At 47.0% G+C, this 26,842-nt stretch carries 34 protein-coding genes and 1 other annotated feature; all 34 genes read left to right on the forward strand.

Annotated features, from left to right (window positions below; genetic code table 11):
* Positions 1 to 131 precede the first annotated feature (131 nt).
* The 34 genes from rplK (at position 132) to secY (ending at position 26,785) form a co-directional block, all read left to right on the forward strand.
* Positions 132 to 557 (forward strand): 50S ribosomal protein L11, encoded by a 426-nt coding sequence (rplK, locus tag AVZ68_RS15210; RefSeq protein ID WP_059105424.1) that lies wholly within the window; start codon positions 132 to 134, stop codon positions 555 to 557.
* A 97-nt stretch (positions 558 to 654) separates the two neighbouring features.
* The gene (gene rplA / locus AVZ68_RS15215) at positions 655 to 1,350 is read left to right on the forward strand and encodes a 50S ribosomal protein L1 (RefSeq protein ID WP_059105425.1); all 696 of its coding nucleotides are present in this window, start codon (positions 655 to 657) and stop codon (positions 1,348 to 1,350) included.
* A 45-nt stretch (positions 1,351 to 1,395) separates the two neighbouring features.
* Positions 1,396 to 1,523 (forward strand) — a sequence feature (ribosomal protein L10 leader region).
* Positions 1,524 to 1,557: 34 nt separating this feature from the next.
* Positions 1,558 to 2,058: a 50S ribosomal protein L10 gene (rplJ, locus tag AVZ68_RS15220; RefSeq protein WP_059105426.1), complete on the forward strand. Its 501-nt coding sequence runs from the start codon at positions 1,558 to 1,560 to the stop codon at positions 2,056 to 2,058.
* Between the two features lie 54 nt (positions 2,059 to 2,112).
* Entirely contained in the window at positions 2,113 to 2,475 is a 363-nt protein-coding gene (gene rplL, locus AVZ68_RS15225; RefSeq protein ID WP_059105427.1) for a 50S ribosomal protein L7/L12, read from the forward strand.
* A 328-nt stretch (positions 2,476 to 2,803) separates the two neighbouring features.
* The gene (locus AVZ68_RS15230) at positions 2,804 to 3,406 is read left to right on the forward strand and encodes a class I SAM-dependent methyltransferase (RefSeq protein ID WP_059105428.1); all 603 of its coding nucleotides are present in this window, start codon (positions 2,804 to 2,806) and stop codon (positions 3,404 to 3,406) included.
* 388 nt (positions 3,407 to 3,794) lie between these two features.
* Complete coding sequence (gene rpoB, locus AVZ68_RS15235) at positions 3,795 to 7,337, forward strand: DNA-directed RNA polymerase subunit beta (RefSeq protein WP_059105429.1); 3,543 nt, start codon at positions 3,795 to 3,797, stop codon at positions 7,335 to 7,337.
* Between the two features lie 116 nt (positions 7,338 to 7,453).
* The gene (gene rpoC, locus AVZ68_RS15240; protein ID WP_059105430.1) at positions 7,454 to 11,071 is read left to right on the forward strand and encodes a DNA-directed RNA polymerase subunit beta'; all 3,618 of its coding nucleotides are present in this window, start codon (positions 7,454 to 7,456) and stop codon (positions 11,069 to 11,071) included.
* Between the two features lie 102 nt (positions 11,072 to 11,173).
* Positions 11,174 to 11,422 (forward strand): ribosomal L7Ae/L30e/S12e/Gadd45 family protein, encoded by a 249-nt coding sequence (locus tag AVZ68_RS15245; protein ID WP_059105431.1) that lies wholly within the window; start codon positions 11,174 to 11,176, stop codon positions 11,420 to 11,422.
* 116 nt (positions 11,423 to 11,538) lie between these two features.
* Positions 11,539 to 11,958, forward strand: coding sequence for a 30S ribosomal protein S12 (gene rpsL, locus AVZ68_RS15250; protein ID WP_059105482.1), 420 nt, complete (start codon positions 11,539 to 11,541; stop codon positions 11,956 to 11,958).
* Positions 11,959 to 11,992: 34 nt separating this feature from the next.
* Positions 11,993 to 12,463 (forward strand): 30S ribosomal protein S7, encoded by a 471-nt coding sequence (rpsG, locus tag AVZ68_RS15255; RefSeq protein ID WP_059105432.1) that lies wholly within the window; start codon positions 11,993 to 11,995, stop codon positions 12,461 to 12,463.
* Positions 12,464 to 12,504: 41 nt separating this feature from the next.
* The gene (gene fusA / locus AVZ68_RS15260; RefSeq protein WP_059105433.1) at positions 12,505 to 14,583 is read left to right on the forward strand and encodes an elongation factor G; all 2,079 of its coding nucleotides are present in this window, start codon (positions 12,505 to 12,507) and stop codon (positions 14,581 to 14,583) included.
* A gap of 120 nt (positions 14,584 to 14,703) precedes the next feature.
* Positions 14,704 to 15,894, forward strand: a complete 1,191-nt coding sequence (tuf, locus tag AVZ68_RS15265; protein WP_059105434.1) for an elongation factor Tu — start codon at positions 14,704 to 14,706, stop codon at positions 15,892 to 15,894.
* A 414-nt stretch (positions 15,895 to 16,308) separates the two neighbouring features.
* Complete coding sequence (rpsJ, locus tag AVZ68_RS15270) at positions 16,309 to 16,617, forward strand: 30S ribosomal protein S10 (protein ID WP_059105435.1); 309 nt, start codon at positions 16,309 to 16,311, stop codon at positions 16,615 to 16,617.
* 40 nt (positions 16,618 to 16,657) lie between these two features.
* Complete coding sequence (gene rplC, locus AVZ68_RS15275) at positions 16,658 to 17,278, forward strand: 50S ribosomal protein L3 (RefSeq protein WP_059105436.1); 621 nt, start codon at positions 16,658 to 16,660, stop codon at positions 17,276 to 17,278.
* Positions 17,279 to 17,304: 26 nt separating this feature from the next.
* A complete protein-coding gene (gene rplD, locus AVZ68_RS15280; RefSeq protein ID WP_059105437.1) occupies positions 17,305 to 17,928 on the forward strand; it encodes a 50S ribosomal protein L4 in 624 nt (207 codons plus the stop codon).
* Positions 17,928 to 18,218, forward strand: a complete 291-nt coding sequence (gene rplW, locus AVZ68_RS15285) for a 50S ribosomal protein L23 (RefSeq protein ID WP_059105438.1) — start codon at positions 17,928 to 17,930, stop codon at positions 18,216 to 18,218. Before rplD ends, rplW begins: the two co-directional genes overlap by 1 nt.
* Before the next feature lie 25 nt (positions 18,219 to 18,243).
* On the forward strand, positions 18,244 to 19,074 hold the full coding sequence (rplB, locus tag AVZ68_RS15290) for a 50S ribosomal protein L2 (RefSeq protein WP_059105439.1): 831 nt from the start codon (positions 18,244 to 18,246) through the stop codon (positions 19,072 to 19,074).
* 61 nt (positions 19,075 to 19,135) lie between these two features.
* The gene (gene rpsS, locus AVZ68_RS15295) at positions 19,136 to 19,411 is read left to right on the forward strand and encodes a 30S ribosomal protein S19 (RefSeq protein WP_059105440.1); all 276 of its coding nucleotides are present in this window, start codon (positions 19,136 to 19,138) and stop codon (positions 19,409 to 19,411) included.
* 26 nt (positions 19,412 to 19,437) lie between these two features.
* Positions 19,438 to 19,782, forward strand: coding sequence for a 50S ribosomal protein L22 (rplV, locus tag AVZ68_RS15300; protein WP_059105441.1), 345 nt, complete (start codon positions 19,438 to 19,440; stop codon positions 19,780 to 19,782).
* A 3-nt stretch (positions 19,783 to 19,785) separates the two neighbouring features.
* Positions 19,786 to 20,448 carry a 30S ribosomal protein S3 gene (rpsC, locus tag AVZ68_RS15305; protein ID WP_059105442.1) on the forward strand — a complete coding sequence of 221 codons (663 nt, stop codon included), beginning with the start codon at positions 19,786 to 19,788 and terminating at the stop codon, positions 20,446 to 20,448.
* Between the two features lie 2 nt (positions 20,449 to 20,450).
* Positions 20,451 to 20,885 carry a 50S ribosomal protein L16 gene (gene rplP, locus AVZ68_RS15310; protein WP_059105443.1) on the forward strand — a complete coding sequence of 145 codons (435 nt, stop codon included), beginning with the start codon at positions 20,451 to 20,453 and terminating at the stop codon, positions 20,883 to 20,885.
* Positions 20,875 to 21,078, forward strand: a complete 204-nt coding sequence (gene rpmC / locus AVZ68_RS15315; RefSeq protein ID WP_059105444.1) for a 50S ribosomal protein L29 — start codon at positions 20,875 to 20,877, stop codon at positions 21,076 to 21,078. Before rplP ends, rpmC begins: the two co-directional genes overlap by 11 nt.
* A gap of 14 nt (positions 21,079 to 21,092) precedes the next feature.
* Entirely contained in the window at positions 21,093 to 21,353 is a 261-nt protein-coding gene (rpsQ, locus tag AVZ68_RS15320) for a 30S ribosomal protein S17 (RefSeq protein WP_059105445.1), read from the forward strand.
* Between the two features lie 31 nt (positions 21,354 to 21,384).
* On the forward strand, positions 21,385 to 21,753 hold the full coding sequence (gene rplN / locus AVZ68_RS15325; protein ID WP_059105446.1) for a 50S ribosomal protein L14: 369 nt from the start codon (positions 21,385 to 21,387) through the stop codon (positions 21,751 to 21,753).
* A gap of 45 nt (positions 21,754 to 21,798) precedes the next feature.
* Positions 21,799 to 22,110 (forward strand): 50S ribosomal protein L24, encoded by a 312-nt coding sequence (rplX, locus tag AVZ68_RS15330; RefSeq protein ID WP_059105483.1) that lies wholly within the window; start codon positions 21,799 to 21,801, stop codon positions 22,108 to 22,110.
* Between the two features lie 26 nt (positions 22,111 to 22,136).
* Complete coding sequence (rplE, locus tag AVZ68_RS15335) at positions 22,137 to 22,676, forward strand: 50S ribosomal protein L5 (RefSeq protein WP_059105447.1); 540 nt, start codon at positions 22,137 to 22,139, stop codon at positions 22,674 to 22,676.
* A 26-nt stretch (positions 22,677 to 22,702) separates the two neighbouring features.
* Positions 22,703 to 22,888: a type Z 30S ribosomal protein S14 gene (locus AVZ68_RS15340; RefSeq protein WP_059105448.1), complete on the forward strand. Its 186-nt coding sequence runs from the start codon at positions 22,703 to 22,705 to the stop codon at positions 22,886 to 22,888.
* Positions 22,889 to 22,914: 26 nt separating this feature from the next.
* Positions 22,915 to 23,313: a 30S ribosomal protein S8 gene (gene rpsH, locus AVZ68_RS15345; protein ID WP_059105449.1), complete on the forward strand. Its 399-nt coding sequence runs from the start codon at positions 22,915 to 22,917 to the stop codon at positions 23,311 to 23,313.
* A 31-nt stretch (positions 23,314 to 23,344) separates the two neighbouring features.
* Entirely contained in the window at positions 23,345 to 23,881 is a 537-nt protein-coding gene (rplF, locus tag AVZ68_RS15350) for a 50S ribosomal protein L6 (RefSeq protein ID WP_059105450.1), read from the forward strand.
* A 30-nt stretch (positions 23,882 to 23,911) separates the two neighbouring features.
* Positions 23,912 to 24,274 carry a 50S ribosomal protein L18 gene (gene rplR, locus AVZ68_RS15355; protein ID WP_059105451.1) on the forward strand — a complete coding sequence of 121 codons (363 nt, stop codon included), beginning with the start codon at positions 23,912 to 23,914 and terminating at the stop codon, positions 24,272 to 24,274.
* Between the two features lie 22 nt (positions 24,275 to 24,296).
* Positions 24,297 to 24,797, forward strand: a complete 501-nt coding sequence (gene rpsE, locus AVZ68_RS15360) for a 30S ribosomal protein S5 (RefSeq protein ID WP_059105452.1) — start codon at positions 24,297 to 24,299, stop codon at positions 24,795 to 24,797.
* Positions 24,798 to 24,811: 14 nt separating this feature from the next.
* A complete protein-coding gene (gene rpmD / locus AVZ68_RS15365; protein ID WP_059105453.1) occupies positions 24,812 to 25,000 on the forward strand; it encodes a 50S ribosomal protein L30 in 189 nt (62 codons plus the stop codon).
* Positions 25,001 to 25,037: 37 nt separating this feature from the next.
* A complete protein-coding gene (gene rplO, locus AVZ68_RS15370; RefSeq protein ID WP_059105454.1) occupies positions 25,038 to 25,478 on the forward strand; it encodes a 50S ribosomal protein L15 in 441 nt (146 codons plus the stop codon).
* Complete coding sequence (gene secY, locus AVZ68_RS15375) at positions 25,478 to 26,785, forward strand: preprotein translocase subunit SecY (protein WP_059105455.1); 1,308 nt, start codon at positions 25,478 to 25,480, stop codon at positions 26,783 to 26,785. Before rplO ends, secY begins: the two co-directional genes overlap by 1 nt.
* The last annotated feature ends 57 nt before the right edge of the window (positions 26,786 to 26,842 follow it).

Here is a 26,842-nt window from a genome sequence, read left to right on the forward strand (position 1 = left end):
AAGATTCTCATGTTTAGTATGGAATATCCAAACTACGCAGTCGGATGCGCAGCTAGCATCCGTTTTTTTGAGTGGGAGGGTGCGCGCGTAGTACCCGGGAACCACATCACGGACTTAAGGAGGTGTGTCACGTGGCTAAAAAGGTAATCAAAATGGTTAAATTGCAAATTCCTGCGGGTAAAGCCAATCCGGCACCACCAGTTGGACCGGCACTCGGTCAAGCAGGTGTGAACATCATGGGATTCTGTAAAGAATTTAACGCTCGTACGTCTGATCAGGCGGGTCTTATCATTCCAGTTGAAATCACTGTGTTTGAAGATCGCTCGTTTACATTCATTACAAAAACGCCACCAGCTGCAGTTCTTCTTAAGAAAGCAGCAGGAATCGAGTCTGGTTCTGGTGAGCCAAACCGCAATAAAGTTGCAACGGTTAAGCGCGATCAAGTACGCGAAATCGCTGAAACGAAAATGCCGGATTTGAATGCGGCGAATGTCGATAATGCAATACGCATGGTAGAGGGTACGGCTCGCAGCATGGGTATTACGATTGAAGACTAATGAGTCCGTTTGCTGAAAGGTTGCGCTCGTCTAGGGTCGCAGCCTTTCAAATAGTGGGAGGTTCTGCCGTTACTACCACATACGAGGAGGAAATAGTATGGCTAAAAGAAGCAAGAAATACACAGATGCTTTGAAGCTTGTAGACCGTGATGCGTCCTATCAGGCGGAAGAAGCAATCGAACTAGTAAAGAAAACATCCATTGCTAAATTTGACGAGACGGTTGAAGTAGCGGTTCGTCTTGGTGTTGACCCTAAAAAAGCAGACCAGCAAATCCGTGGAGCAGTTGTTTTGCCGAACGGTACAGGTAAAACGCAGCGCGTGCTTGTCTTTGCAAAAGGTGATAAGGCAAAGGAAGCGGAAGCTGCGGGCGCTGACTTCGTTGGGGAAGACGATTTGATCAACAAAATCAACCAAGGTTGGTTTGAGTTTGATGTGATCGTTGCAACTCCAGACATGATGGCTCAAGTGGGTAAACTTGGTCGTGTTCTTGGACCAAAAGGCCTTATGCCAAACCCTAAAACGGGTACCGTAACGTTCGATGTGGAGAAAGCCGTTGGCGAAATCAAAGCCGGTAAAGTGGAATACCGTGTGGATAAATCCGGAAATATCCATGTTCCGATTGGAAAAATTTCATTTGATACAGTGAAACTAATGGAAAATTTCAAAACGATCATGGAAACACTGCATAAGGTCAAGCCGACAGCAGCAAAAGGAACGTATGTAAGAAACATCGCAGTAGCTTCAACCATGGGCCCTGGAGTTCGTGTTGTGACTTCTGCCTATGCAAAATAAACCATTGACACTATACGTTCTTACATGGTATTGTAACTAGCGTGTGTTAATAAAATAGTCATACCGTAGACAGCAGGTGCCCCTAAGCTTAATTTCCTGCCGAGGTGCAGAAAATAGATTCTTTGAATTTATATGCCCTCGTGCGGTTGCGCGAGGGCTTTCTATATGTCTTGCGGTGTGCGAACAAGCCTTACAGGAGGTGTTACAATGAGCAATGTGCTCGAGCAAAAAAAGCAACTGGTCGCTGATATTGCGACAAAACTACGTGATGCAAGCTCTGCAGTGATCGTTGACTATCGCGGGCTGAACGTGGCACAGGTAACTGAGCTTCGTAAACAGCTTCGTGAAGCGGGTGTTGAGTATAAAGTATACAAGAATACACTGATCCGTCGTGCAACGGCAGAAGCAGATCTAACAGGTCTCGATGAGCATCTTGTGGGGCCAACGGCGATTGCGTTTGGAACCGAAGATGTAATCACACCTGCGAAAGTGATTAACGAGTTTGCTAAGAAGAACGACGCGCTTGAAATTAAAGTGGGTGTTATCGAAGGCAATGTCTCAACGGCAGCGGAAGTCAAAGCACTAGCGGAGCTTCCTTCTCGCGATGGACTTCTTTCAATGCTGGCAAACGTCTTGCAAGCACCTGTACGCGGTTTTGCAATTGCGACAAAAGCAGTGGCAGACCAAAAAGAAGAGCAAGGGGCATAAGGTTCACTTGCAGCAAAACGATTTCATAACAGAATTATATTAGGAGGATTTAAAATGAGTAAAGATCAAATCATTGAAGCGATCAAAGAAATGACTGTTCTTGAACTAAACGATCTTGTTAAAGCAATTGAAGAGGAGTTCGGTGTAACAGCAGCAGCTCCTGTCGCTGTAGCTGGCGGTGCAGCAGAAGGTGGCGTGGAAGAGCAAACAGAATTCGACGTCGTTCTTGAATCTGCTGGCGGTTCCAAAATCAACGTGATCAAAGTGGTTCGTGAAATCACTGGCCTTGGCCTTAAAGAAGCGAAGGCACTTGTTGACGGTGCTCCAGCCCCAATTAAAGAGGGCATTGCTCAAGAAGAAGCTGACGAAATCAAAGGCAAACTTGAAGAAGCGGGCGCTAGCGTAGAAGTTAAGTAAGGTCTGCTGAATAGGAAGAAGGTCCGCGAGAAACGCGGGCCTTCTTTTGTCTAGCTTCGGCGGGTAGAAGCTCGGGATTTTTCAGTCCTGACACGAAATCCAAAACCGGATTTCTTTGTCAGGCCTTCCAAAATCCGCGCTTCTGTTCGACCCGCCTGCGCTTTTCGGTATTGTCTAGCTTCGGCGGGTAGGAGCTTGAGATTTTTCGCCCCGATAACGAAATCCAAAAATCGGGATTTCTATTATCGGGTCTCCAAAATTCTCGCTCCTAGGCAACCGGCCTACGCTTTTCGGTTACCGTTTAATCCTAGAAGGAGGGAGTAAGCAAATGTCGGAGCACTATTATAGCCGCACGCCCACATCCACGCACGAAGAGAGAACATGGGCATATGAGCTGCGGGGGGAGACGCTAACGTTTACCACGGATCGCGGCGTGTTTTCGCGAGGCGAAGTGGACTATGGAAGTCGATTTCTAATCGAATCCTTTCTGTACCCGGACGTACATGGGGGTATTTTGGATGTTGGCTGTGGATACGGGCCGATAGGATTAGCGCTTGCTAAGCAAGACGAAGGGCGTCAAGTTCATATGGTCGACGTGAATGAGCGTGCCGTAGAGCTTTGTGAGAGGAACCGTAAACAAAATCAGGTAAAGAATGCGAAAGTCTATGTAAGTGATGGGCTTGAAGGCGTAGAGAAACATGATTTTGCAGCGATTGTTACGAATCCTCCGATACGAGCCGGAAAAAAAGTGGTTCATCGACTGTTAGAGCAGGCCTATGATCACTTAACGACGAATGGGCAGGTGTGGGTGGTGATTCAGAAGAAGCAGGGTGCGCCTTCGGCGAAAGAAAAGCTAAGGCAATGCTTTGGAAATGTAGAAACTGTGGCGAAAGACAAAGGGTATTATTTGCTTTGCGCAGAAAAGGTTTGACTGCATTTTTTAACTGTGGTATTGTTATTTAATGCGTATAACTGCCTAAATTACCGTTTTCAATTTCAAGGGGATGAAGACTCATTGATTGGAACGGTTCATTTTTGGTTATGCTAGTACAATCGGTTATGTTAGAAAGAGGGCGTATAAAGAGTAGGTTACGATAAAGCAACACGCTCGGTAGAAGTGATGATTTTCGCTGAACGGTTGTTTTTTTACCGCTTTGTATATGCTTAGTGAGGGTACCATCCTCTTGCAAAACGTTTATGTTTATTTCACTATACGTAACCCGCGTATATCTGCAAAGGTTTATCTGTTAAAAGGCGAGAGATACGCTTTTTAACAGTTGATTTAGATACTATAACGCAAGATTTAAGGGGTGAATCAGTTGACAGGTCAACTAATTCAGTATGGACGTCACCGTCAGCGGAGAAGCTATGCGCGAATTAATGAAGTGCTAGAGCTGCCAAACTTGATTGAGATTCAAACGGCTTCTTATCAATGGTTCCTTGATGAGGGCTTGCGAGAAATGTTTCAGGACATCTCTCCGGTTCAAGACTTCACTGGTAATTTAGTTTTAGAGTTTATTGACTATAGTCTAGGAGAACCAAAGTACCCTGTCGATGAGTCAAAAGAACGAGATGTCACCTTTGCTGCTCCTCTCAGGGTGAAAGTTCGCTTGATTAATAAAGAAACAGGCGAAGTAAAGGAACAAGAAGTGTTCATGGGCGATTTCCCATTGATGACGGAAACAGGAACATTCATCATTAACGGTGCTGAACGAGTGATTGTTTCACAGCTTGTTCGTTCCCCAAGTGTCTATTACAGCCAAAAGCTCGACAAGAATGGGAAGAATGCTTTTACAGCGACAGTGATCCCAAACCGTGGAGCGTGGCTTGAGCTTGAAACAGATGCGAAGGACATCGTGTATGTACGTATCGACCGTACACGCAAGATCCCGGTTTCTGTTCTCTTGCGTGCGCTTGGTTTTGGATCGGACCAAGAAATCGTTGATCTGCTTGGCGAAAACGAATACTTACGAAATACGCTAGAAAAAGACAATACGGACTCAACAGAAAAAGCCCTCCTTGAAATCTATGAGCGTCTTCGCCCTGGAGAGCCTCCAACGGTCGATAACGCGAAAAGTTTGCTTGAATCTCGTTTCTTTGATCCGAAACGCTATGACTTAGCGAATGTCGGACGCTATAAGATGAACAAAAAGCTACACATTAAGAACCGACTTTTCAACCAGCGCCTGGCTGAGACGCTTGTCGACCCCGAAACAGGAGAAGTCTTGGCTGAAGAAGGAACTGTTTTGGATCGTCGTGTTCTCGATAGGCTCATTCCACATCTGGAAAAGAATGTTGGGTTTCGCACCGCGCGTACATCAGGAGGCGTCCTCGATGAAGCCGATGTGGATATTCAATCCATTAAGATCTATGCCAACGATGATTATGAAGGAGAACGCGAGATTTCCGTTATTGGAAACGGCATGGTTGAGCAAAATGTTAAGCATATTTCCGCTTCTGACATCATCGCTTCGATCAGCTACTTCTTTAATTTGTTGCACGGTGTTGGCGATACCGATGACATTGACCATCTAGGGAATCGCCGCCTTCGTTCGGTCGGTGAGCTTTTGCAAAACCAATTCCGCATTGGCCTTTCTCGCATGGAGCGTGTGGTGCGTGAGCGGATGTCGATCCAAGATCCAAACGCGATTACGCCTCAGGCGCTGATTAACATCCGGCCCGTGATCGCTTCGATTAAAGAGTTCTTTGGAAGCTCTCAGCTATCCCAGTTCATGGACCAAACCAACCCGCTTGCAGAGCTCACGCACAAGCGTCGACTCTCCGCGCTCGGGCCTGGTGGTCTAACGCGTGAACGTGCAGGGATGGAAGTACGTGACGTTCACTATTCCCACTACGGGCGTATGTGTCCGATCGAAACGCCAGAGGGGCCAAACATTGGGTTGATTAACTCTCTTTCTTCCTATGCGAAGGTCAACGAGTTCGGCTTTATGGAGACTCCTTACCGCCGAGTCGACCCGGAAACAGGGAAAGTAACAGCGCGTATTGATTATCTTACAGCGGATGAAGAAGACCATTATGTTGTGGCGCAAGCGAATGCGAAGCTGAATGACGATGGCTCTTTCGTCGACGCTAACATCATTGCTCGTTTCCGTGGAGAGAACACAGCAGTTCCTTTCGAGCGTATTGACTACATGGACGTATCGCCGAAGCAGGTAGTCTCCGCGGCAACCGCTTGTATTCCGTTCCTAGAAAACGATGACTCGAACCGTGCGTTGATGGGTGCGAACATGCAGCGTCAAGCGGTTCCGCTTCTTGTACCGGAAGCACCGCTCGTTGGAACAGGGATGGAGCATATGTCTGCCAAAGATTCAGGGGCAGCTGTTGTATCAAAATATGCGGGTGATGTTGAGCGAGTCACAGCAAAAGAAGTGTGGGTACGTCGAATAGAGGAAGTGGACGGCAAAGAAACCAAAGGCGACCTTGATAAGTACCGCATGCAAAAGTTCGTGCGCTCCAACCAGGGCACGAGTTATAACCAGCGTCCAATCGTTCGTGAAGGCGATCGTGTGGAAAAACGTGAGATCCTTGCCGATGGGCCTTCAATGGAAGAAGGAGAAATGGCTCTTGGCCGGAATGTTCTCGTTGGTTTTATGACATGGGAAGGGTACAACTATGAGGATGCCATTATCTTAAGCGAACGCTTGGTTAAAGATGATGTCTACACATCTGTTCACATTGAAGAATATGAATCCGATGCTCGTGATACAAAACTCGGACCCGAAGAGATTACTCGTGATATTCCAAACGTCGGTGAAGATGCGCTTCGTAACCTTGATGAGCGAGGAATTATCCGTGTTGGCGCTGAAGTAAAGGATGGCGATATTCTCGTTGGGAAAGTAACGCCTAAGGGTGTGACGGAACTAACGGCAGAAGAGCGACTCCTGCACGCAATCTTTGGTGAAAAGGCTCGTGAAGTTCGTGATACGTCCTTGCGTGCCCCACACGGTGGCGATGGCATCGTTCTTGACGTGAAGATCTTTAATCGCGAAGACGGAGATGAATTGCCTCCTGGTGTGAACCAGCTCGTGCGTGTGTACATTGTACAGAAGCGTAAGATCAATCAGGGCGATAAAATGGCCGGGCGTCATGGGAACAAAGGGGTTATTTCACGGATTTTACCGGAAGAAGATATGCCGTACCTCCCAGATGGAACACCCATTGATATTATGTTGAACCCACTCGGCGTGCCATCGCGAATGAATATCGGACAAGTGCTTGAACTTCACCTTGGGATGGCCGCTCGCAAGCTCGGTATTCACGTGGCTACACCTGTATTTGACGGAGCACGGGAAGAGGATGTTTGGGGTACGATTGAAGAAGCAGGGATGGCCCGTGATGGAAAAACGATTCTATATGATGGGCGTACAGGTGAGCCGTTCGACAACCGGGTTTCAGTAGGAATCATGTACATGATCAAGCTGGCACATATGGTTGACGATAAACTTCATGCCCGCTCCACAGGTCCTTACTCTCTCGTTACACAGCAACCACTTGGCGGGAAAGCGCAGTTTGGTGGTCAGCGTTTTGGTGAGATGGAGGTTTGGGCACTGGAAGCGTACGGGGCTGCCTACACGTTGCAAGAGATCCTTACGGTTAAGTCGGATGACGTGGTCGGCCGTGTGAAAACGTACGAATCGATTGTTAAAGGGGAGAACGTACCAGAACCTGGCGTTCCTGAGTCCTTTAAAGTTCTCATTAAGGAGCTTCAGGCCCTTGGAATGGACGTGAAAATGCTTTCCAGCAACGAAGAAGAAATTGAAATGCGTGAGCTTGATGACGAGGATGAACAAACAACAGAAAAGCTCAACTTAAATTTAGAGACAAACGAGTCTCAAGTATAAGCAGTGATCGATGGTAGGGGAGAGGCATGGCTTCTGCCCCTTCACCGTCTCAAGACTTGCGCCATTCTTACGCAATGGGTCCACAGGAGTGGAAAATCATAAGGGAGGTTGGCCCCTTGATAGATGTAAACAACTTCGAATACATGAAAATTGGCCTCGCATCACCAAAGAAGATTCGTTCTTGGTCTCGAGGCGAAGTGAAGAAGCCGGAAACGATTAACTATCGCACGTTAAAACCAGAAAAAGACGGTTTGTTCTGTGAGCGGATTTTCGGACCGCAAAAGGACTGGGAGTGTCACTGCGGGAAATACAAGCGTGTGCGCTACAAAGGCGTCGTTTGTGATCGTTGCGGGGTAGAGGTTACACGTGCCAAAGTACGGAGGGAACGCATGGGTCATATTGAACTCGCAGCCCCCGTTTCTCATATTTGGTACTTTAAGGGCATTCCAAGCCGCATGGGGCTCGCACTCGACATGTCGCCTCGCTCTCTTGAAGAGGTCATTTACTTCGCCTCGTATGTGGTGACGGAACCAGGGGATACGCCGCTTGAGAAAAAGCAGCTACTCTCTGAAAAAGAGTACCGTGCTTATTATGACAAGTATGGCCGTTCTTTCACAGCATCCATGGGAGCAGAAGCGATTCGTAAGTTACTCTCTGACATCGATCTGGAGAAAGAGGTTAACGCGCTAAAAGAAGAACTCGAAACCGCACAAGGTCAGCGCCGTACGCGTGCCATTAAGCGATTGGAAGTGCTTGAAGCTTTCCGGAACTCTGGCAACGAACCGCCTTGGATGATCATGGATGTTCTTCCAGTAATTCCACCAGAACTTCGTCCGATGGTTCAACTAGACGGCGGTCGGTTTGCGACGTCCGATTTAAACGATCTGTATCGTCGTGTAATCAACCGCAATAATCGCTTGAAGCGCCTCCTTGACCTCGGGGCGCCGAACATTATCGTGCAAAATGAAAAGCGTATGCTTCAAGAGGCAGTCGATGCTTTGATTGACAACGGCCGTCGTGGTCGACCTGTTACGGGCCCTGGGAACCGTCCGCTAAAGTCTCTCTCTCATATGTTAAAAGGGAAACAAGGTCGTTTTCGTCAAAACCTTCTTGGTAAACGCGTCGACTATTCCGGTCGATCGGTGATCGTTGTCGGACCAAATTTAAAAATGTATCAATGCGGTCTGCCAAAAGAAATGGCGCTGGAGCTCTTTAAGCCTTTTGTTATGAAAGAACTTGTCTCCAAAGGGTTTGCACACAACATTAAGAGCGCGAAACGGAAAGTAGAACGCGTGCATCCGGAAGTATGGGACGTTCTTGAAGAAGTGATCCGTGAGCATCCTGTACTGCTTAACCGTGCCCCGACGCTCCACCGTCTTGGGATTCAAGCGTTTGAACCCGTTCTGGTTGAAGGTCGTGCCATCAAACTACATCCGCTAGTATGTACGGCGTACAACGCTGACTTTGATGGGGACCAAATGGCGGTCCACGTACCATTATCGGCGGAAGCGCAGGCGGAAGCGCGCATTTTAATGCTTGCCGCTCAAAACATCTTGAATCCGAAAGACGGAAAGCCAGTTGTGACCCCTTCACAGGATATGGTTCTCGGGAACTATTATTTAACCATGGAAAATGAAGAGGCCAAAGGCGAAGGGTCGGTCTTTAAAGATACGAACGAAGCGTTGATTGCCTATCAAAATGGGTTTGTCCATTTGCATACACGCGTGGCAATACCTGTGGCGTCTCTAAACAAGTCGACGTTTACGGAAAAAGAGCAAAGCATGCTGCTTCTAACAACAGTAGGGAAGTTGATTTTCAATGAAATCATGCCGGAGTCGTTCCCATATATCAATGAACCGACAAATAGCAACTTGGAAATTGAAACACCTGCCAAATATATGGTGCCAAGCGATACAGATGTGAAGGAACTCCTCAAAGGACGCGAGCAAGTCCCGCCGTTCAAGAAAGGATTCCTAGGAAATGTGATCTCAGAAGTCTTCAAGAAATTTAAGATCACAGAAACCTCTAAAATGCTCGATCGCATGAAGGATCTTGGTTTTACGTATTCAACAAAGGCCGGCATTACGGTTGGTGTAGCGGACATTGTTGTGCTTGCCGAGAAGAAGGAAATTCTTGATGATGCCGAAAATAAAGTCGCTCGTATTGTGAAGCAGTTCCGTCGGGGTCTCATTACAGAAGAGGAACGCTATGATCGCGTAATTTCCATCTGGAGTGAGGCGAAGGACATTATTCAAAGTAAACTCATGGGCACGCTTGATAAAAGCAACCCAATCTTTATGATGAGTGACTCTGGAGCCCGTGGGAACGCTTCGAACTTTACACAGCTAGCTGGAATGCGTGGCTTGATGGCGAACCCATCTGGTCGCATTATCGAACTTCCGATCAAGTCGAGCTTCCGTGAAGGTTTGACCGTCCTCGAGTACTTTATTTCAACCCACGGGGCGCGTAAAGGACTTGCGGACACCGCTCTGAAAACAGCGGATTCAGGATACCTCACTCGCCGTCTCGTTGATGTTGCGCAAGATGTGATCGTTCGTGAAGACGACTGCGGCACCGATCGGGGACTTGAGGTAGCAGCGATTAGAGAAGGCACGGAAACGATCGAGAACTTGTATGATCGCCTTGTCGGTCGTGTTGCCTTTAAAACCGTCTACCACCCTGACACAAAAGAAGTGATTGTGAACCGCGGTGAACGGATGAATGAAGACCTTGCAAAGCAAGTTGTCGATGCAGGCGTTGAACAAGTAACGATTCGTTCTGTCTTTACATGTAATACGCATCATGGCGTTTGCAAAGCTTGCTACGGACGCAACCTTGCGACCGGAAGTGATGTTGAAGTCGGAGAGGCCGTTGGCATCATTGCAGCCCAGTCGATCGGCGAGCCTGGTACACAGCTAACGATGCGCACCTTCCACACAGGTGGGGTTGCCGGGGATGACATCACGCAAGGTCTTCCGCGAATTCAAGAGCTGTTTGAGGCAAGAAACCCGAAAGGTCAAGCGGTTATCACGGAAATTGAGGGCGAAGTTGTTGACTTCAAGGACGGAGATAAGCGAGAAGTGGTCGTTCAGAGCGAGTTGGAAACGAAAAACTATGCGATCCCTTATGGTGCGCGTCTTAAAGTAGCCATCGGAGAGAAAGTCTCCCCTGGTCAAACGCTCACGGAAGGTTCCATTGATCCGAAAGAGCTGCTTAAAGTGACGGGCATGGGCGGTGTGCAAGAATACCTTCTTCGTGAAGTGCAGAAAGTCTATCGCCTTCAAGGCGTAGAAATTGGGGATAAGCACGTTGAAGTCATGGTTCGCCAAATGCTACGCAAAATCCGCGTCGTTGATGCTGGTGATACAGGGGTTCTCCCAGGATCGCTTGTTGAAATCAAGCACTTTAACGACTCGAATAAAGATGTACTCTTGAAAAACACTCGTCCAGCGACAGGGAAGCCGGTTCTCCTTGGAATTACGAAGGCTTCTCTTGAAACAGACTCCTTCCTCTCTGCTGCTTCCTTCCAGGAAACGACGCGAGTTCTTACGGATGCAGCGATCAAAGGAAAGCGCGACGGATTGCTTGGTCTGAAAGAGAACGTGATCATCGGGAAACTTGTTCCAGCAGGTACGGGGCTGGAGCGCTACCGCCAGCTTGGCATCCATTCCGATCATGATGAACACGCGGAGAATCTTGAAACCGCAAAAGAAGAGCTGGTTACTCAGGAGTAGAAGGTTAAAAAATTCACCCACGCAGGCTGTTGACACAGCCTGCGTCGTGGTGATACTATATCAAAGTGTGCCAAAGAGCCTGTTGCTTTGGAGGATGAGCAAATGTCATATGAAAAAGTAGAGCAGGCGAAACATCCGATTATCGGAAGCAAACAGACACAAAAAGCGTTACACGCTCGTTTAGTCGATGAACTGTACGTTGCGCGCGACGCGGAACCACATGCAGTGGAAGAAGTGATCGCCTTAGCATCATATACAGGGGTTGCGGTCGTGTATGTTGACTCAATGAAGCGGCTTGGAAGAGCGGCGAATATTGACGTTGGCGCGGCCACTGTGGCGTTAAGGAAATGATAAATCCCTTGTAGAATGCCTTAGTGCATTCACGGGAGATATTCATCATGCCTAAACATGAACCACCTGGAACAGTGGTCTTAATGATTACGATAACGAAGGGAGGAAACGATACAATGCCTACAATTAATCAGCTTATCCGTAAAGGACGCGTAGATAAATTGAAGAAGTCAGACTCACCAGCGCTCAACAAAGGTTTTAACAGCTTTAAAAAAGCACAAACCGACGTATCTTCTCCGCAAAAACGCGGGGTTTGTACACGTGTTGGTACAATGACGCCGAAGAAACCAAACTCGGCACTTCGTAAATATGCGCGTGTTCGCTTGACGAACGCGATTGAGGTAACAGCATACATCCCAGGAATTGGACACAACTTGCAAGAGCACAGTGTGGTACTTATTCGCGGCGGTCGTGTGAAAGACTTGCCAGGGGTGCGTTATCACATCGTGCGCGGAGCACTAGATACGGCCGGTGTTCAAAACCGTATGCAAGGTCGTTCTAAGTATGGAACAAAGAAACCAAAAGCAGCAAAATAATCAGCTCGTATCGTAGTTGAAAGGAGGGGAAAACATGCCTCGAAAAGGTCCAGTACCACGTCGTGACGTATTGCCTGATCCGATTCACAATTCAAAGCTTGTTACCCGTCTCATCAACCGTATTATGGTTGACGGGAAGCGCGGAACAGCACAAACAATTCTATACAATGCGTTTGATCTAGTGAAAGAACGCAGTGGCAATGACCCAACAGAAGTCTTCGACCAAGCGCTAAAAAACATCATGCCTGTGCTTGAAGTCAAAGCACGCCGAGTTGGTGGTGCAAACTACCAGGTGCCGATCGAAGTGAAACCAGAGCGTCGTACAACGCTAGGTCTTCGTTGGTTAGTAAACTATGCGCGTAATCGCGGTGAAAAGACGATGGAAGAACGTCTTGCAAACGAAATTCTTGATGCAGCGAACAACACTGGTTCAGCGGTCAAAAAACGTGAAGAAACGCATAAAATGGCAGAAGCGAACAAAGCATTCGCTCACTACCGTTGGTAAGAAACATTCGAATCTAGATGTTCAGGAAGGAGAAATACAGCATGGCAAGAGAATTCTCCTTAAAAGATACGCGTAATATCGGCATCATGGCTCACATCGATGCCGGTAAAACGACGGCGACTGAACGGATTTTGTTCTACACAGGTCGTGTGCATAAGATTGGTGAAACGCACGAAGGTGCTTCTCAAATGGACTGGATGCAGCAAGAGCAGGAGCGTGGAATTACGATCACCTCTGCCGCTACAACCGCTCAGTGGAAAGACCATCGTATCAACATCATCGACACACCTGGACACGTAGACTTCACCGTGGAAGTTGAACGTTCTTTGCGCGTACTCGATGGGGCCGTCGCGGTTCTTGATGCTCAGTCTGGCGTAGAACCGCAAACAGAAACTGTATGGCGTCAAGCGACGACATATGGTGTACCGCGAATTGTATTTGTCAATAAGATGGATAAATTGGGCGCGGACTTCATGTATTCAGTAAGCACGTTACGTGATCGTTTGCAAGCAAACGCTCATCCCATTCAGATCCCAATTGGTGCGGAAGATGATTTCACTGGAATCATCGACCTTATTGAAATGAATGCTCACATTTCTAAGGATGATCTTGGGCAAAAGTGGGAAACGACGGAAATTCCTGCTGAATATAAAGAGCAAGCAGACAAGCTTCGTGAATCACTTCTTGAGGCTGTGGCAGAGCTCGATGAAGATCTTATGATGAAGTATCTTGAAGGTGAAGAATTAACCAACGAAGAAGTCAAAACAGCGATCCGTAAAGGGACATGTGACGTTGATTTCTATCCGGTTATTTGTGGTTCAGCCTTCAAAAACAAAGGCGTACAGCTTATGCTAGATGCTGTTCTTGATTACTTGCCATCTCCGCTAGACGTTCAAGCGATTAGAGGGCATATCCCTGAGACGGAGGAAGAAGTCACGCGTGAGCCTGGCGATGATCAACCTTTCTCTGCTCTTGCATTTAAAGTTATGACGGACCCTTACGTTGGGAAGTTGACGTTCTTCCGTGCGTACTCTGGAACGCTTGATTCCGGTTCGTACGTACGAAACTCGACAAAAGGAAAGCGAGAGCGTGTCGGCCGTATCTTGCAAATGCATGCGAATTCTCGTGAGGAGATCTCTACGGTTTACTCCGGGGATATTGCAGCAGCCGTTGGTTTGAAAGACACGACAACTGGAGACACTCTATGTGACGAGAAGAACCATGTTATTCTAGAGTCCATGGACTTCCCAGATCCAGTTATCCATCTGTCTGTTGAGCCTAAGTCGAAAGCTGACCAGGACAAGATGGGGATCGCACTTGCGAAGCTCGCGGAAGAGGACCCAACATTCAAAACGCATACAGATGAAGAAACAGGACAAACGATCATTGGTGGTATGGGTGAACTTCACCTTGATATCATTGTTGACCGGATGAAACGGGAGTTCAAAGTCGATGCGAACGTTGGGGCACCACAAGTGTCTTACCGTGAAACGATTCGTCAATCCGCACAGGTCGAAGGGAAATTCGTTCGCCAGTCCGGTGGCCGCGGACAATTCGGTCACGTATGGGTGGAGTTCTCTCCTAACGAAGAAGGAGCAGGCTTCGAATTTGAAAATGCCATTACTGGTGGGGTTGTTCCACGTGAATATATCGGTTCCGTACAAGCGGGGATTGAAGAAGCACTCGATAATGGCTTGGTAGCTGGCTACCCACTGATTGATATTAAGGCTCGCCTTTACGACGGTTCTTATCATGACGTTGATTCCAGTGAGATGGCGTTTAAGATTGCCGGTTCGATGGCTTTCAAAAATTCAAAGACCAAAGTAAACCCTGTACTTCTTGAGCCATTAATGAAAGTGGAGATCGTTGTTCCTGAAGAATATATGGGAGATGTCATGGGCGACGTTACCGCACGTCGCGGACGTGTAGAAGGCATGGAAGCACGAGGCAACGCCCAGACTGTTAAAGCGTTCGTCCCTCTTGCTGAAATGTTTGGCTATGCAACGTCTCTTCGTTCTCGTACGCAAGGTCGCGGGACGTACACCATGTTCTTTGATCACTATGAAGAAGTGCCAAAGAGCGTATCTGAAGAGATCGTCAAGAAGCAAACAGGAGCGTAAGCTGTTCCTGATTGTTTAAGAACCACTTTTGTTGTAAGCTAAGAAAGGAGCTGACTGTACGCGGTTCAGCAACCTTTCTTACCGATAAAATTTAATTGTATTTAAGGGAGGAAATGAATCATGGCTAAAGAAAAATTCGATCGTTCCAAAACGCATGCCAATATTGGCACAATTGGACACGTTGACCATGGTAAAACGACGCTAACTGCTGCAATCACTACTGTACTTGCAAAACGTTCTGGTAAAGGTAGTGCAATGGCATACGACGCAATTGACGGTGCTCCTGAAGAGCGCGAACGTGGAATCACAATCTCAACTGCACACGTTGAGTATGAAACAGACTCTCGTCACTATGCGCACGTAGACTGCCCAGGACACGCAGACTATGTTAAGAACATGATTACTGGTGCTGCACAAATGGACGGCGGGATTCTTGTTGTATCCGCAGCTGACGGCCCAATGCCACAAACTCGTGAGCACATCCTGCTTTCTCGTCAAGTAGGGGTTCCATACCTCGTTGTATTTATGAACAAATGCGACATGGTAGATGACGAAGAACTTCTTGAGCTTGTAGAAATGGAAGTTCGTGATCTTCTTTCTGAGTATGACTTCCCTGGTGATGACATTCCTGTTATCCAAGGATCAGCTCTTAAAGCGCTAGAAGGCGATGCGGATTACGAAGAAAAGATCGTTGAACTAATGGCTGCGGTTGATGAGTACATTCCGACTCCAGATCGCGATAAAGACAAACCTTTCATGATGCCAGTTGAGGATGTATTCTCCATTACTGGTCGTGGCACAGTGGCGACTGGTCGTGTAGAGCGTGGCCAATTGAACGTTGGTGACAATATTGATATTCTCGGTATTACGGAAGAGAAAAAATCAACAACGGTCACAGGCGTTGAGATGTTCCGTAAGCTTCTTGACTACGCTGAAGCTGGGGACAACATTGGTGCGCTTCTGCGTGGTGTAGCACGTGAAGACATCCAACGTGGCCAAGTACTTGCGAAGCCGGGTACAATCACGCCACACACAAACTTCAAAGCTGAAGTCTATGTTCTATCAAAAGAAGAGGGAGGACGTCACACTCCATTCTTCTCAAACTACCGTCCACAGTTCTACTTCCGTACAACGGACGTAACAGGCATCATTCACCTTCCTGAAGGAACAGAAATGGTTATGCCTGGAGACAACATCGAAATGACGGTTGAGCTTATCGCTCCAATCGCGATTGAAGAAGGTACAAAGTTCTCAATCCGTGAGGGTGGTCGTACAGTTGGTGCTGGTGTTGTAGCAACAATCGAGAAGTAATAAGCTGCTAGACAGTGATTAAGAAACGCCAAATAGACGCTCACTCGCTGAGCGTCTATTTCCTTTTGTCTAGCTGCGGCGGCTGGCACCTTGGGATTTCTCGTGCAGGCATTCCGAAATCCTCGCTTCTCTTCGACCCGCCTGTGCTCTTTGGTTATCGTTACGAATATACATGAGCGCGCAAAAAATATTCTGCTTGCCCTTGCATTCAAGGGCAAGAATCTATATAATAGTAAAAGTGTGCCCGAGATCCGTGTTTTGATCTATTAGAGTCGAAACGATAATCTTGGTTGTTCGCACGGGCATCGATGATGCGGAAGGTTGCTGACACACCCGGCCCCTTTGCCATGGGAGGGTGAGGAAATTTCCGCGGAGTATGTCTATTTCTAAAATGGACGATAAAGGAGGGCTATCATGGCAAAGCAGAAGATTCGCATTCGTTTAAAAGCGTTCGATCACCGTGTGCTGGACCAGTCGGCTGAGAAGATTGTAGAAACGGCAAAACGTTCAGGTGCGGGCGTTTCGGGACCGATTCCGCTTCCGACTGAAAGATCCGTGTATACTGTGCTTCGTGCGGTTCACAAGTACAAAGATGCGCGTGAACAATTTGAAATGCGTACACACAAGCGTTTGATTGACATCGTGAATCCAACACCACAAACAGTGGATGCGCTCATGCGTTTGGATTTACCATCAGGCGTCGACATTGAAATCAAGCTATAACTTTGAGATAAAATTGCTTATTTATTAGGAGGTGTAACGGATGACCAAAGGAATCTTAGGTAGAAAAGTCGGCATGACTCAAGTGTTTGCTGAAAACGGTGAAGTCATCCCAGTAACAGTAATTGAAGCTGAACCTAATGTTGTGCTTCAAAAGAAATCAGTAGAATCTGATGGCTATGAAGCGTATCAACTTGGGTTTGCTGATGCGAAAAAGCCGAACAAACCAGCACAAGGTCATGCAGTCAAAGCAGAAACGGCCCCTAAGCGCTTCATCAAGGAAATCCGTGGCGTTAACCTTGACGACGTAACGGTCGGCCAAGAAATTAACGTAACTACATTTGCAGCAGGAGATACGGTAGACGTAATTGGAACGTCAAAAGGGAAAGGGTTCCAAGGTGCGATTAAGCGTCATAATCAAGCGCGTGGACCGATGACACACGGCTCACGTTATCACCGTCGTCCTGGTGCAATGGGACCTGTAGCGCCTAACCGTGTGTTCAAAGGGAAGCTCCTTCCTGGACGTATGGGTGGCGAACAAGTCACGATGCAAAACCTAGAAATCGTAAAAGTAGATGCGGACCGTAATTTGCTGCTTGTAAAAGGAAACGTACCTGGAGCTAAGAAAAGCTACGTTGCCGTCCAAACAGCAGTAAAAGCGTAACAATCTAAGAAAGGAGGCCGATTGGAATGCCGAAAGTAACACTTTTAAATCAAACAGGTTCACAAGTAGGAGATATTGAACTCTCCGACACAGTATTTGGCATTGAGCCTAATACAAGTGTTCTTCATGACGCTGTTGTTATGCAGCAAGCATCGCTTCGTCAAGGGACACACAAAACAAAGGGGCGTTCTGAAGTGCGTGGTGGCGGACGTAAACCGTGGCGTCAGAAAGGAACTGGTCGTGCCCGTCAAGGCTCCATCCGTTCCCCGCAATGGGTTGGCGGTGGCGTCGTGTTTGGACCAACGCCACGTAGCTATAGCTATAAACTTCCAAAGAAGGTACGTCGTCTAGCCATTAAGTCTGCTCTTTCTTCTAAAGTCAAAGACTCAGATTTGATCGTTCTTGACAACCTTGCATTTGATGAAATTAAAACAAAAGCAATGAAAGAGGTTCTCGAAAGTCTTCTGGTTGAGAACAAAGCTGTTGTTGTCACAGCGGATTACGACGAGACAGTTGCTCTTTCTGCTCGCAACTTGCCAAACGTCACATTCCTAACAGCAGACAGTGTCAATGTCCTTGATGTGCTTAAGCATGACAAGCTAATCATCACCAAAGACGCTGTCGATAAGGTAGAGGAGGTGCTTGCGTAATGTCAAAAGCACGTGATATCATTAAGCGCCCTGTAATCACAGAACGTTCTACAGAACTAATGGAAGATAAAAAGTACACGTTTGAAGTGGACGTTCGTGCCAATAAAACGGAAATTAAGTCTGCGGTTGAAGAAATCTTTGAAGTGAAAGTTTCCAGCGTGAAAACGATGAACTACAAAGGAAAACCTAAGCGTTTTGGACGCTACACAGGCTTCACGCCGCGTCGCAAAAAAGCGATTGTTGAACTAACACCTGAGTCGAAAGAACTCGACTTCTTTGAAGGTGCCTAAGAATTAGAGAAGGAGGGAACTTCACATGGCTATTAAAAAGTACAAACCGACCAGTGCCGGCCGTCGTGGGATGAGTGGTTCTGATTTTGCTGAGATCACGACGGATAAACCGGAAAAGTCGTTGCTTGCGCCTCTTCATAAAAAAGGTGGACGTAACAATCAAGGTCGCATGACTGTACGTCATCAAGGTGGCGGTCACAAGCGCCAATACCGAGTGATTGACTTCAAGCGTGACAAAGATGGAATTCCAGGCCGCGTTGCCACGATCGAATATGATCCAAACCGTTCTGCGAATATCGCGCTTATCAATTATGTAGATGGTGAAAAGCGTTATATCTTGGCGCCTAAAGGTCTTAAAGTCGGTACGCTGATTGAGTCTGGCGCTGAAGCAGACATTAAAGCAGGTAACGCTCTTCCACTTAAAAACATACCTGTTGGGACAGTGATTCATAACGTAGAACTTCGTCCTGGAAAAGGTGGACAACTCGTGCGTTCGGCAGGTGCAGAAGCGCAGCTTCTTGGTAAGGAAGGCGATTACGCCCTTGTAAGACTTAAGTCTGGCGAAACTCGCTACATTCTTGCCACTTGTCGAGCAACCATCGGTCAGGTAGGAAATGTCGAGCATGAGCTTATCAACGTTGGAAAAGCGGGTCGCTCACGCTGGAAGGGTGTTCGCCCTACTGTTCGTGGTTCCGTAATGAACCCTAACGATCACCCACATGGTGGTGGTGAAGGGAAAGCACCGATTGGCCGTCCGTCACCATTGTCTCCTTGGGGCAAACCAACCCTTGGTTACAAGACGCGCAAGAAAAACAAGCACTCCGACAAGTACATTGTACGTCGTCGCAAAAAATAACGTGGTTTGGCTACGGTTCTTACAATAGAACCGTGGACGAATCTCGAAGGGAGGCACTCTCATGGGTCGCAGTCTAAAAAAAGGACCTTTCGTCGATGACCATCTTATGAAAAAAGTGGAAGCATTGAACGAAGGAAATGATAAGAAAGTCATTAAAACATGGTCTCGTCGTTCCACCATCTTCCCTGATTTTATCGGCCACACGTTTGCTGTGTATGATGGACGCAAGCACGTGCCGGTATATGTTTCAGAAGACATGGTTGGACACAAACTGGGCGAATTCGCTCCAACACGTACGTATAAAGGGCATGCCGCTGATAAGAAAACTAGACGTTAAGTGAAGTAGGGAAGGAGGTCACATCCATGGAACAAGCGAAAGCTGTAGCTAAACAAGTTCGCATTGCGCCTCGTAAAGTTCGACTTGTGGTTGATTTAATTCGTGGCAAGCAAGTCGGCGAAGCGATTGCGATCTTGAAACATACACCAAAATCAGCTTCTCCAGTCGTTGAAAAACTCTTAAACTCAGCAATCGCCAACGCTGAGCACAACTATGAGATGGAGCCAAACAGCCTCGTAATTAGTGAAGCATTTGTTGATGAAGGCGTGACGCTGAAACGTTTCCGCCCACGCGCCCAAGGACGGGCAAGCCGTATTAACAAGCGTACGAGTCACATTACATTGGTTGTGTCAGAAAAGAAGGAGGGATAACACATGGGTCAAAAAGTAAATCCAGTCGGTCTACGCGTTGGCGTCATTCGTGACTGGGATTCTAAGTGGTATGCAGATAAGAAAAATTACGCTGAGCTACTTCACGAAGATATTGCGATCCGTGAGCACGTTGAAGGTCGTCTAAAAGACGCTTCTGTGTCTAAGGTTGAGATTGAGCGCGCTGCGAACCGTGTGAACATCACAATCTCTACTGCTAAGCCAGGAATGGTTATCGGTAAAGGTGGTTCAGAGGTTGAAGCATTGCGTAAGTCACTAAATAATCTTACTGGCAAACGTGTACACATCAACATTTCAGAAGTGAAGCAGGCAGATCTTGACGCTAAGCTTGTTGCTGAAAATATCGCCCGTCAACTTGAAAATCGTATCTCATTCCGACGCGCAATGAAGCAAGCGATGCAACGGACCATGCGTTCTGGAGCGAAAGGAATTAGAACACAAGTATCTGGACGCCTTGGTGGCGCCGATATCGCTCGTGCTGAGCACTATAACGAAGGAACAGTTCCACTTCACACGCTTCGCGCAGATATCGACTACGGTACAGCTGAAGCTGACACAACGTACGGTAAAATCGGCGTGAAAATCTGGATTTATCGTGGTGAAGTCCTTCCAACGAAAGGGACCAATAAAGAGGAAGGAGGCAACTAATCATGTTAATGCCAAAACGTGTTAAATATCGTCGTGAACATCGCGGCAAAATGCGTGGCCGTTCCAAAGGCGGTACATCGATTCACTTCGGTGAGTACGGGTTGCAAGCCCTGGAATCGTCATGGATTACCAACCGTCAAATTGAATCGGCTCGTATTGCAATGACTCGTTACATGAAACGTGGCGGTAAGGTTTGGATTAAGATTTTCCCTTCTAAGCCGTACACTGCTAAGCCGCTTGAAGTTCGAATGGGTTCTGGTAAAGGGGCTCCTGAAGGATGGGTAGCAGTTGTGAAACCTGGCAAGATTATGTTCGAAATTTCCGGTGTATCTGAAGAAGTTGCCCGCGAAGCCCTGCGTCTTGCCTCTCACAAATTGCCGATTAAAACGAAGTTTGTAAAACGTGTGGAAATTGGTGGTGACGTAAATGAAAGCTAATGAAATTCGTACCCTTACCACTGCTGAAATTGAACAAAAGACAGATTCTCTCAAGGAAGAGCTTTTTAACCTACGTTTTCAACTGGCAACAGGTCAGTTAGATAATCCGGTTCGTATTCGCGAAGTCCGCAAAGGAATCGCGCGTGCGAAGACCGTACTGCGTGAGCGTGAACTCGGAATCAATAACGCCTAAAGGAGGTTTGCTGCATGGACCGTAACCAACGCAAGGTTTATCAAGGACGCGTAGTGTCTGATAAAATGGACAAAACGATTTCTGTACTTGTTGAAACCTATAAGATGGATCGCCTATACGGAAAGCGTGTTAAGTACTCTAAGAAGTTTAAAGCGCATGATGAAGACAATAAAGCAAAAGAAGGCGACATTGTACGTATCATGGAAACACGTCCGCTTTCCAAAGATAAACGTTTTCGTCTAGTCGATATCATCGAAGAAGCAATCATTATCTAAAGGAACAAGTGTAGGAAGGGAGGTATATGGCATGATTCAACAAGAATCCCGTCTAAAAGTTGCTGATAACTCTGGTGCTCGTGAAGTCCAATGCATCAAAGTTCTTGGTGGTTCAGGCCGTAAAGCGGCGAACATCGGCGATGTCATCGTCTGCTCGGTAAAACAAGCAACACCAGGGGGCGTTGTTAAGAAGGGCGACGTCGTAAGAGCGGTTATCGTTCGTTCGAGAAGCGGTGTTCGTCGGAATGATGGTTCATACATCAAGTTTGACGAAAACGCTGCGGTTGTCGTGCGTGATGATAAGAGCCCGCGCGGAACTCGTATTTTTGGACCTGTTGCGCGAGAACTTCGTGATAACCAGTTCATGAAAATTGTGTCTCTTGCTCCGGAAGTACTTTAAGGAAGAGTAAGAAAGCAGCATCAAGGAGGTGCAAACATGGCAAATATGCATGTCAAAAAAGGCGATAATGTTGTTGTGATCGCTGGGAAAGACAAGGGCAAACAAGGAACGATTCTAGAAGCATATCCAAAAAAGAGTCGTGTGCTTGTAGAAGGCGTCAACATGATTAAAAAACACGCGAAGCCTTCTCAAGATAACCCACAAGGCGGAATCTTGAACCAGGAAGCACCGATTCACTCCTCGAACGTGATGCTCGTTGATCCTAAATCAGGGGAGCGGACACGTGTAGGATATAAAGAAGAAGACGGAAAAAAAGTGCGCGTAGCAAAAAAGTCTGGCGAAGTGATCGACAAGTAGTCGTCTGGTGAAAGGAGGATCCCTGAATGAACCGTTTAAAAGAGAAATACTCGAAGGAAATTGTTTCGTCACTTACGGAGAAGTTTAACTACTCTTCTGTAATGGCCGTACCAAAAATCGAGAAAATCGTTATCAACATGGGTGTTGGCGATGCCGTACAAAACGCAAAAGTTCTTGATAAAGCCGTCGAAGAACTTTCAGCCATTGCTGGACAAAAGCCTGTGATTACAAAAGCGAAAAAGTCAATCGCTGGCTTTAAGCTTCGTGAAGGTATGCCAATCGGTGCAAAAGTGACGCTGCGCGGTGAGCGTATGTATGACTTTTTGGACAAATTGGTTAGCGTTTCACTCCCTCGTGTACGGGACTTCCGCGGTGTGTCGAAGAAGGCTTTTGACGGACGTGGAAACTATACACTCGGTGTAAGAGAGCAGCTGATTTTCCCGGAAATCGATTACGATAAAGTGGACAAAGTGCGCGGCATGGATATCGTTATCGTTACAACGGCAGAGACAGATGAAGAAGCGCGTGAGTTGCTTACTCAAGTAGGCATGCCGTTCCAAAAATAATCTCTTAAAGAAGAGGAGGGAACACGTTGGCAAAAAAATCAATGGTTGCAAAGCAAAAGCGCGAACCGAAGTTTGAGGTTCAGAAGTATACTCGCTGTGAGCGTTGTGGACGTCCTCATTCAGTGCTACGTAAATTTAAGCTTTGCCGTATTTGCTTTAGAGAACTTGCTTACAAAGGGCAAATTCCTGGTGTCAAAAAAGCAAGCTGGTAACTCGATTTGGAAGGAGGTAAACGAATATGGTCATGACAGATCCGATTGCAGATATGCTCACTCGCATTCGTAATGCGAACCTTGTTCGCCATGAAAAACTGGAGCTTCCTGCTTCAATGGTGAAAAAGGAAATTGCTGATATTCTTAAGCGCGAAGGGTTTATTCGCGACTACGAGTACATTGAAGATAACAAACAAGGTGTTATCCGTATATTCCTTAAGTACGGTGCATCAAACGAGCGTGTCATTACTGGGCTTAAGCGTATCAGTAAACCTGGTTTGCGTGTATATGCGAAAGCAAGCGAACTTCCTCGCGTGCTTGGTGGCCTCGGGATTGCTCTAGTATCAACATCTAAAGGTGTCCTTACAGACAAGGAAGCGCGTCAACAGCAAGTTGGCGGCGAAGTTCTTGCATACGTCTGGTAAAGCAGTTTGAATTGAATGGAGGTGGACTTAAATGTCTCGCGTTGGTAAAAAACCTATTACAATTCCAGAAGGCGTTACGATTTCATTCAACGGGAATCTTTGCACAGTCAAAGGGCCTAAAGGCGAACTTAGCCGAGAACTTCATCCTTCCATTAAAGTGAATGTTGAAGAAAGTGAAGTAACGTTTGAGCGTCCTTCTGAACACAAAGAGCACCGCGCTCTTCACGGTACGATGCGTGCCTTGGTAAACAACATGGTTGAAGGAGTCTCAAAAGGATTTGAGCGTGCGCTTGAGCTGAACGGTGTCGGTTATCGTGCGTCTAAATCTGGCAATAAGCTTGTGCTTAATGTTGGTTACTCCCATCCTGTTGAAATTACACCTGAAGAAGGTATCGAAATCGAGGTGCCTTCTAACACAAAGGTAGTCGTTAAAGGGATTAACAAAGAACGAGTTGGAGCACTTGCTTCCAATATCCGATCCGTACGTCAACCGGAACCTTACAAAGGGAAAGGTATTCGTTATGAAGGCGAATATGTGCGTCGTAAAGAAGGTAAGACTGGTAAATAATTGAGTTCTTAAAGAAAGGAATGACGTTTCATGATTACGAAGCCTAACAAGAACACAGGCCGTAAGAAAAGACACGCTCACGTTCGTCGCGCGATTAGCGGCACTGCGCAGCGTCCTCGTCTTAACGTATTCCGTTCTTCTAAGCACATTTACGCGCAGTTAATTGACGACGTGAATGGCGTAACTCTTGCTCAGGCTTCATCGCTTGACAAAGAGCTTAAGTTAGAGAACGGTAGTAACAAAGAAGCAGCTCGCCTGGTTGGTGAACTTGTGGCGAAACGTGCCGTTAGCGCAGAGCTTGGTGCAGTTGTATTCGATCGTGGTGGCTATGTTTATCACGGGCGTGTCGCTGAACTTGCAGATGCAGCTCGTACAGCTGGACTAAAATTCTAGTTAAGAAGGAGGGAAACGATATATGCGTTCTATTGATCCAAATACATTGGAACTTGAGGAAAAGGTTGTTGCGATCAACCGTGTAGCAAAGGTTGTTAAAGGTGGTCGTCGCTTCCGTTTCGCTGCACTTGTTGTAGTTGGCGATAAAAACGGTCATGTTGGTTTTGGAATGGGGAAAGCCCAAGAAGTGCCAGAAGCCATTCGTAAAGGCGTTGAAGATGCGAAGAAGAACCTCATTGAAGTTCCACTCGTAAATACGACGATTCCACATGAAACGGTTGGCCGCTTTGGCGCTGGTCGCGTATTCTTGAAGCCAGCTTCTGAAGGTACTGGAGTTATTGCTGGCGGTCCTGTACGTGCTGTACTAGATCTTGCCGGTGTTGGCGACATTCTTTCGAAATCACTTGGCTCAAGCAACCCGATTAATATGGTTCGTGCTACGATTACAGGCCTTACAAGCATGAAGCGTGCGGAAGATGTAGCAAAACTACGTGGCAAATCCGTAGAAGAGCTGTTAGGTTAAGGGAGGGATTACGTATGGCGAAGAAGTTAGAAATCACCCTTACACGTAGCTTAATTGGTCGCCCAAGCGACCAGCGGGTGACAGTGAATACGCTTGGTTTGCGCAAAACGCACCAGACGGTTACACAGGAAGACAATGCGGCAATTCGTGGCATGGTCAACAAAGTCAAGCACTTGGTGACCGTGAACGAAATTGATGCCTAGTAGTGATGATTTTTAGCAATGAGGAGGTGTAGGTAGTATGAAACTTCATGAACTTCAAGCAGCTGAAGGATCTCGTAAGGTTCGTAATCGTGTTGGACGTGGGATCGGTTCTGGAAACGGAAAAACTTCAGGCAAAGGCCATAAAGGACAAAAAGCACGTTCAGGCGGCAAAGTTCGTCCTGGTTTCGAAGGTGGTCAAAACCCCATTTTCCGTCGTTTGCCTAAACGTGGATTCACAAACATTCATCGTAAAGAGTACACCATTGTGAACTTGGACACGTTGAACCGTTTTGATGAAGGTACAGAAGTGTCCCCAGAGCTTTTGATCGAATCCAAAGCTGTAAAGAACGTTAAGCATGGTGTGAAAATTCTAGGTAACGGCAAGCTAGAGAAGAACTTGACTGTGAAAGCACACAAGTTTTCTGCATCAGCGGTAAAAGCAATTGAGGCTGCAGGCGGAAAAACCGAGGTGGTTTAATGTTTAAGGCGATCTCCAACATTTTTTCTGTGAGAGATTTGCGTCATAAAATTATCTTTACGCTGCTACTGCTTGTCGTCTTCCGATTAGGAGCGTTTATTCCGGTGCCCGGCACGAATAGCGATGTGCTGACAATGTTCGACGAAGCCAATGCTTTTGGGTTCCTCGACACGTTTGGTGGCGGGGCACTGGGGAACTTCTCCATCTTCGCGATGGGCATTATGCCTTACATTACAGCATCGATTGTTATGCAGCTTTTACAGCTGGATGTTGTGCCGAAGTTTGCGGAATGGGCGAAGCAAGGGGAAGCGGGGCGGAAAAAGCTCACACAGGTAACTCGGTATGGAACGATCGTTTTAGGTTTTATTCAAGCTATCGCCATGTCAATTGGCTTCAATGCGATGTCAACGGGAGCGGGACCCGGACTTATTGAAAACCCGAATGTTGTCACCTATCTGTATATCGCGATTGTCTTAACCGCGGGTACAGCGTTTCTTATGTGGCTTGGTGAGCAGATCACTGCTAAGGGTGTAGGGAATGGGATTTCTCTCATTATCTTCTCGGGGATTGCCGCAGGAATTCCGAACATGTTGAATCAACTCTACGAATCCGAAATCGCAGGTGCTGGTGATCAACTATTTATTGCCATTGCGACCATCCTTGGTCTTGCGCTTGCTGTATTGATCATTATCGTTGCCGTGATCTATGTGCAACAAGCACTTAGAAAAGTTCCAGTACAGTATGCAAAGCGTCTTGTGAATCGTAGTCCAGTTGGGGGCCAATCGACTCACTTGCCGATTAAAGTGAATGCGGCAGGGGTTATTCCTGTTATCTTTGCATCAGCCTTATTCTATTTCCCATCAACCATTGCTTCCTTTGTGGGAACAGAGGATGGCGGGTTAGCTGCTTGGATTGTGGAAGTTTTTGTTCCATCTCATCCAATTGGTGCCGTTTTGTTCATTGTTCTTATCATTGCTTTTACGTATTTTTATACGTTTGTTCAGGTCAATCCGGAGAAGATGGCGGAGAACTTGAAAAAGCAAGGTGGATACATTCCTGGGATCCGTCCTGGCCAATCGACGCAAACGCACTTAACGCGCATCTTATATCGGCTGACATTTGTTGGTTCACTGTTCCTTGCAACGGTTGCAACGATTCCCGTTATTTTCATCGCGGCGCTTGGATTGCCACCTAGCGTGCAAATTGGCGGTACGGGATTGTTGATCATTGTTGGTGTAGCATTGGACACAATGAAACAGATTGATGGACAGTTGATCAAACGTTCCTATAAAGGATTTATTAAGTAGCGGAGCGAGCGGGGAAGACTGGACGACCCGTTCCCTTTTGTTGAATAGTGGGTTGGA

It is taken from the genome of Shouchella shacheensis, assembly GCF_001484965.1.
GTDB lineage: Bacteria > Bacillota > Bacilli > Bacillales > Bacillaceae_D > Shouchella > Shouchella shacheensis.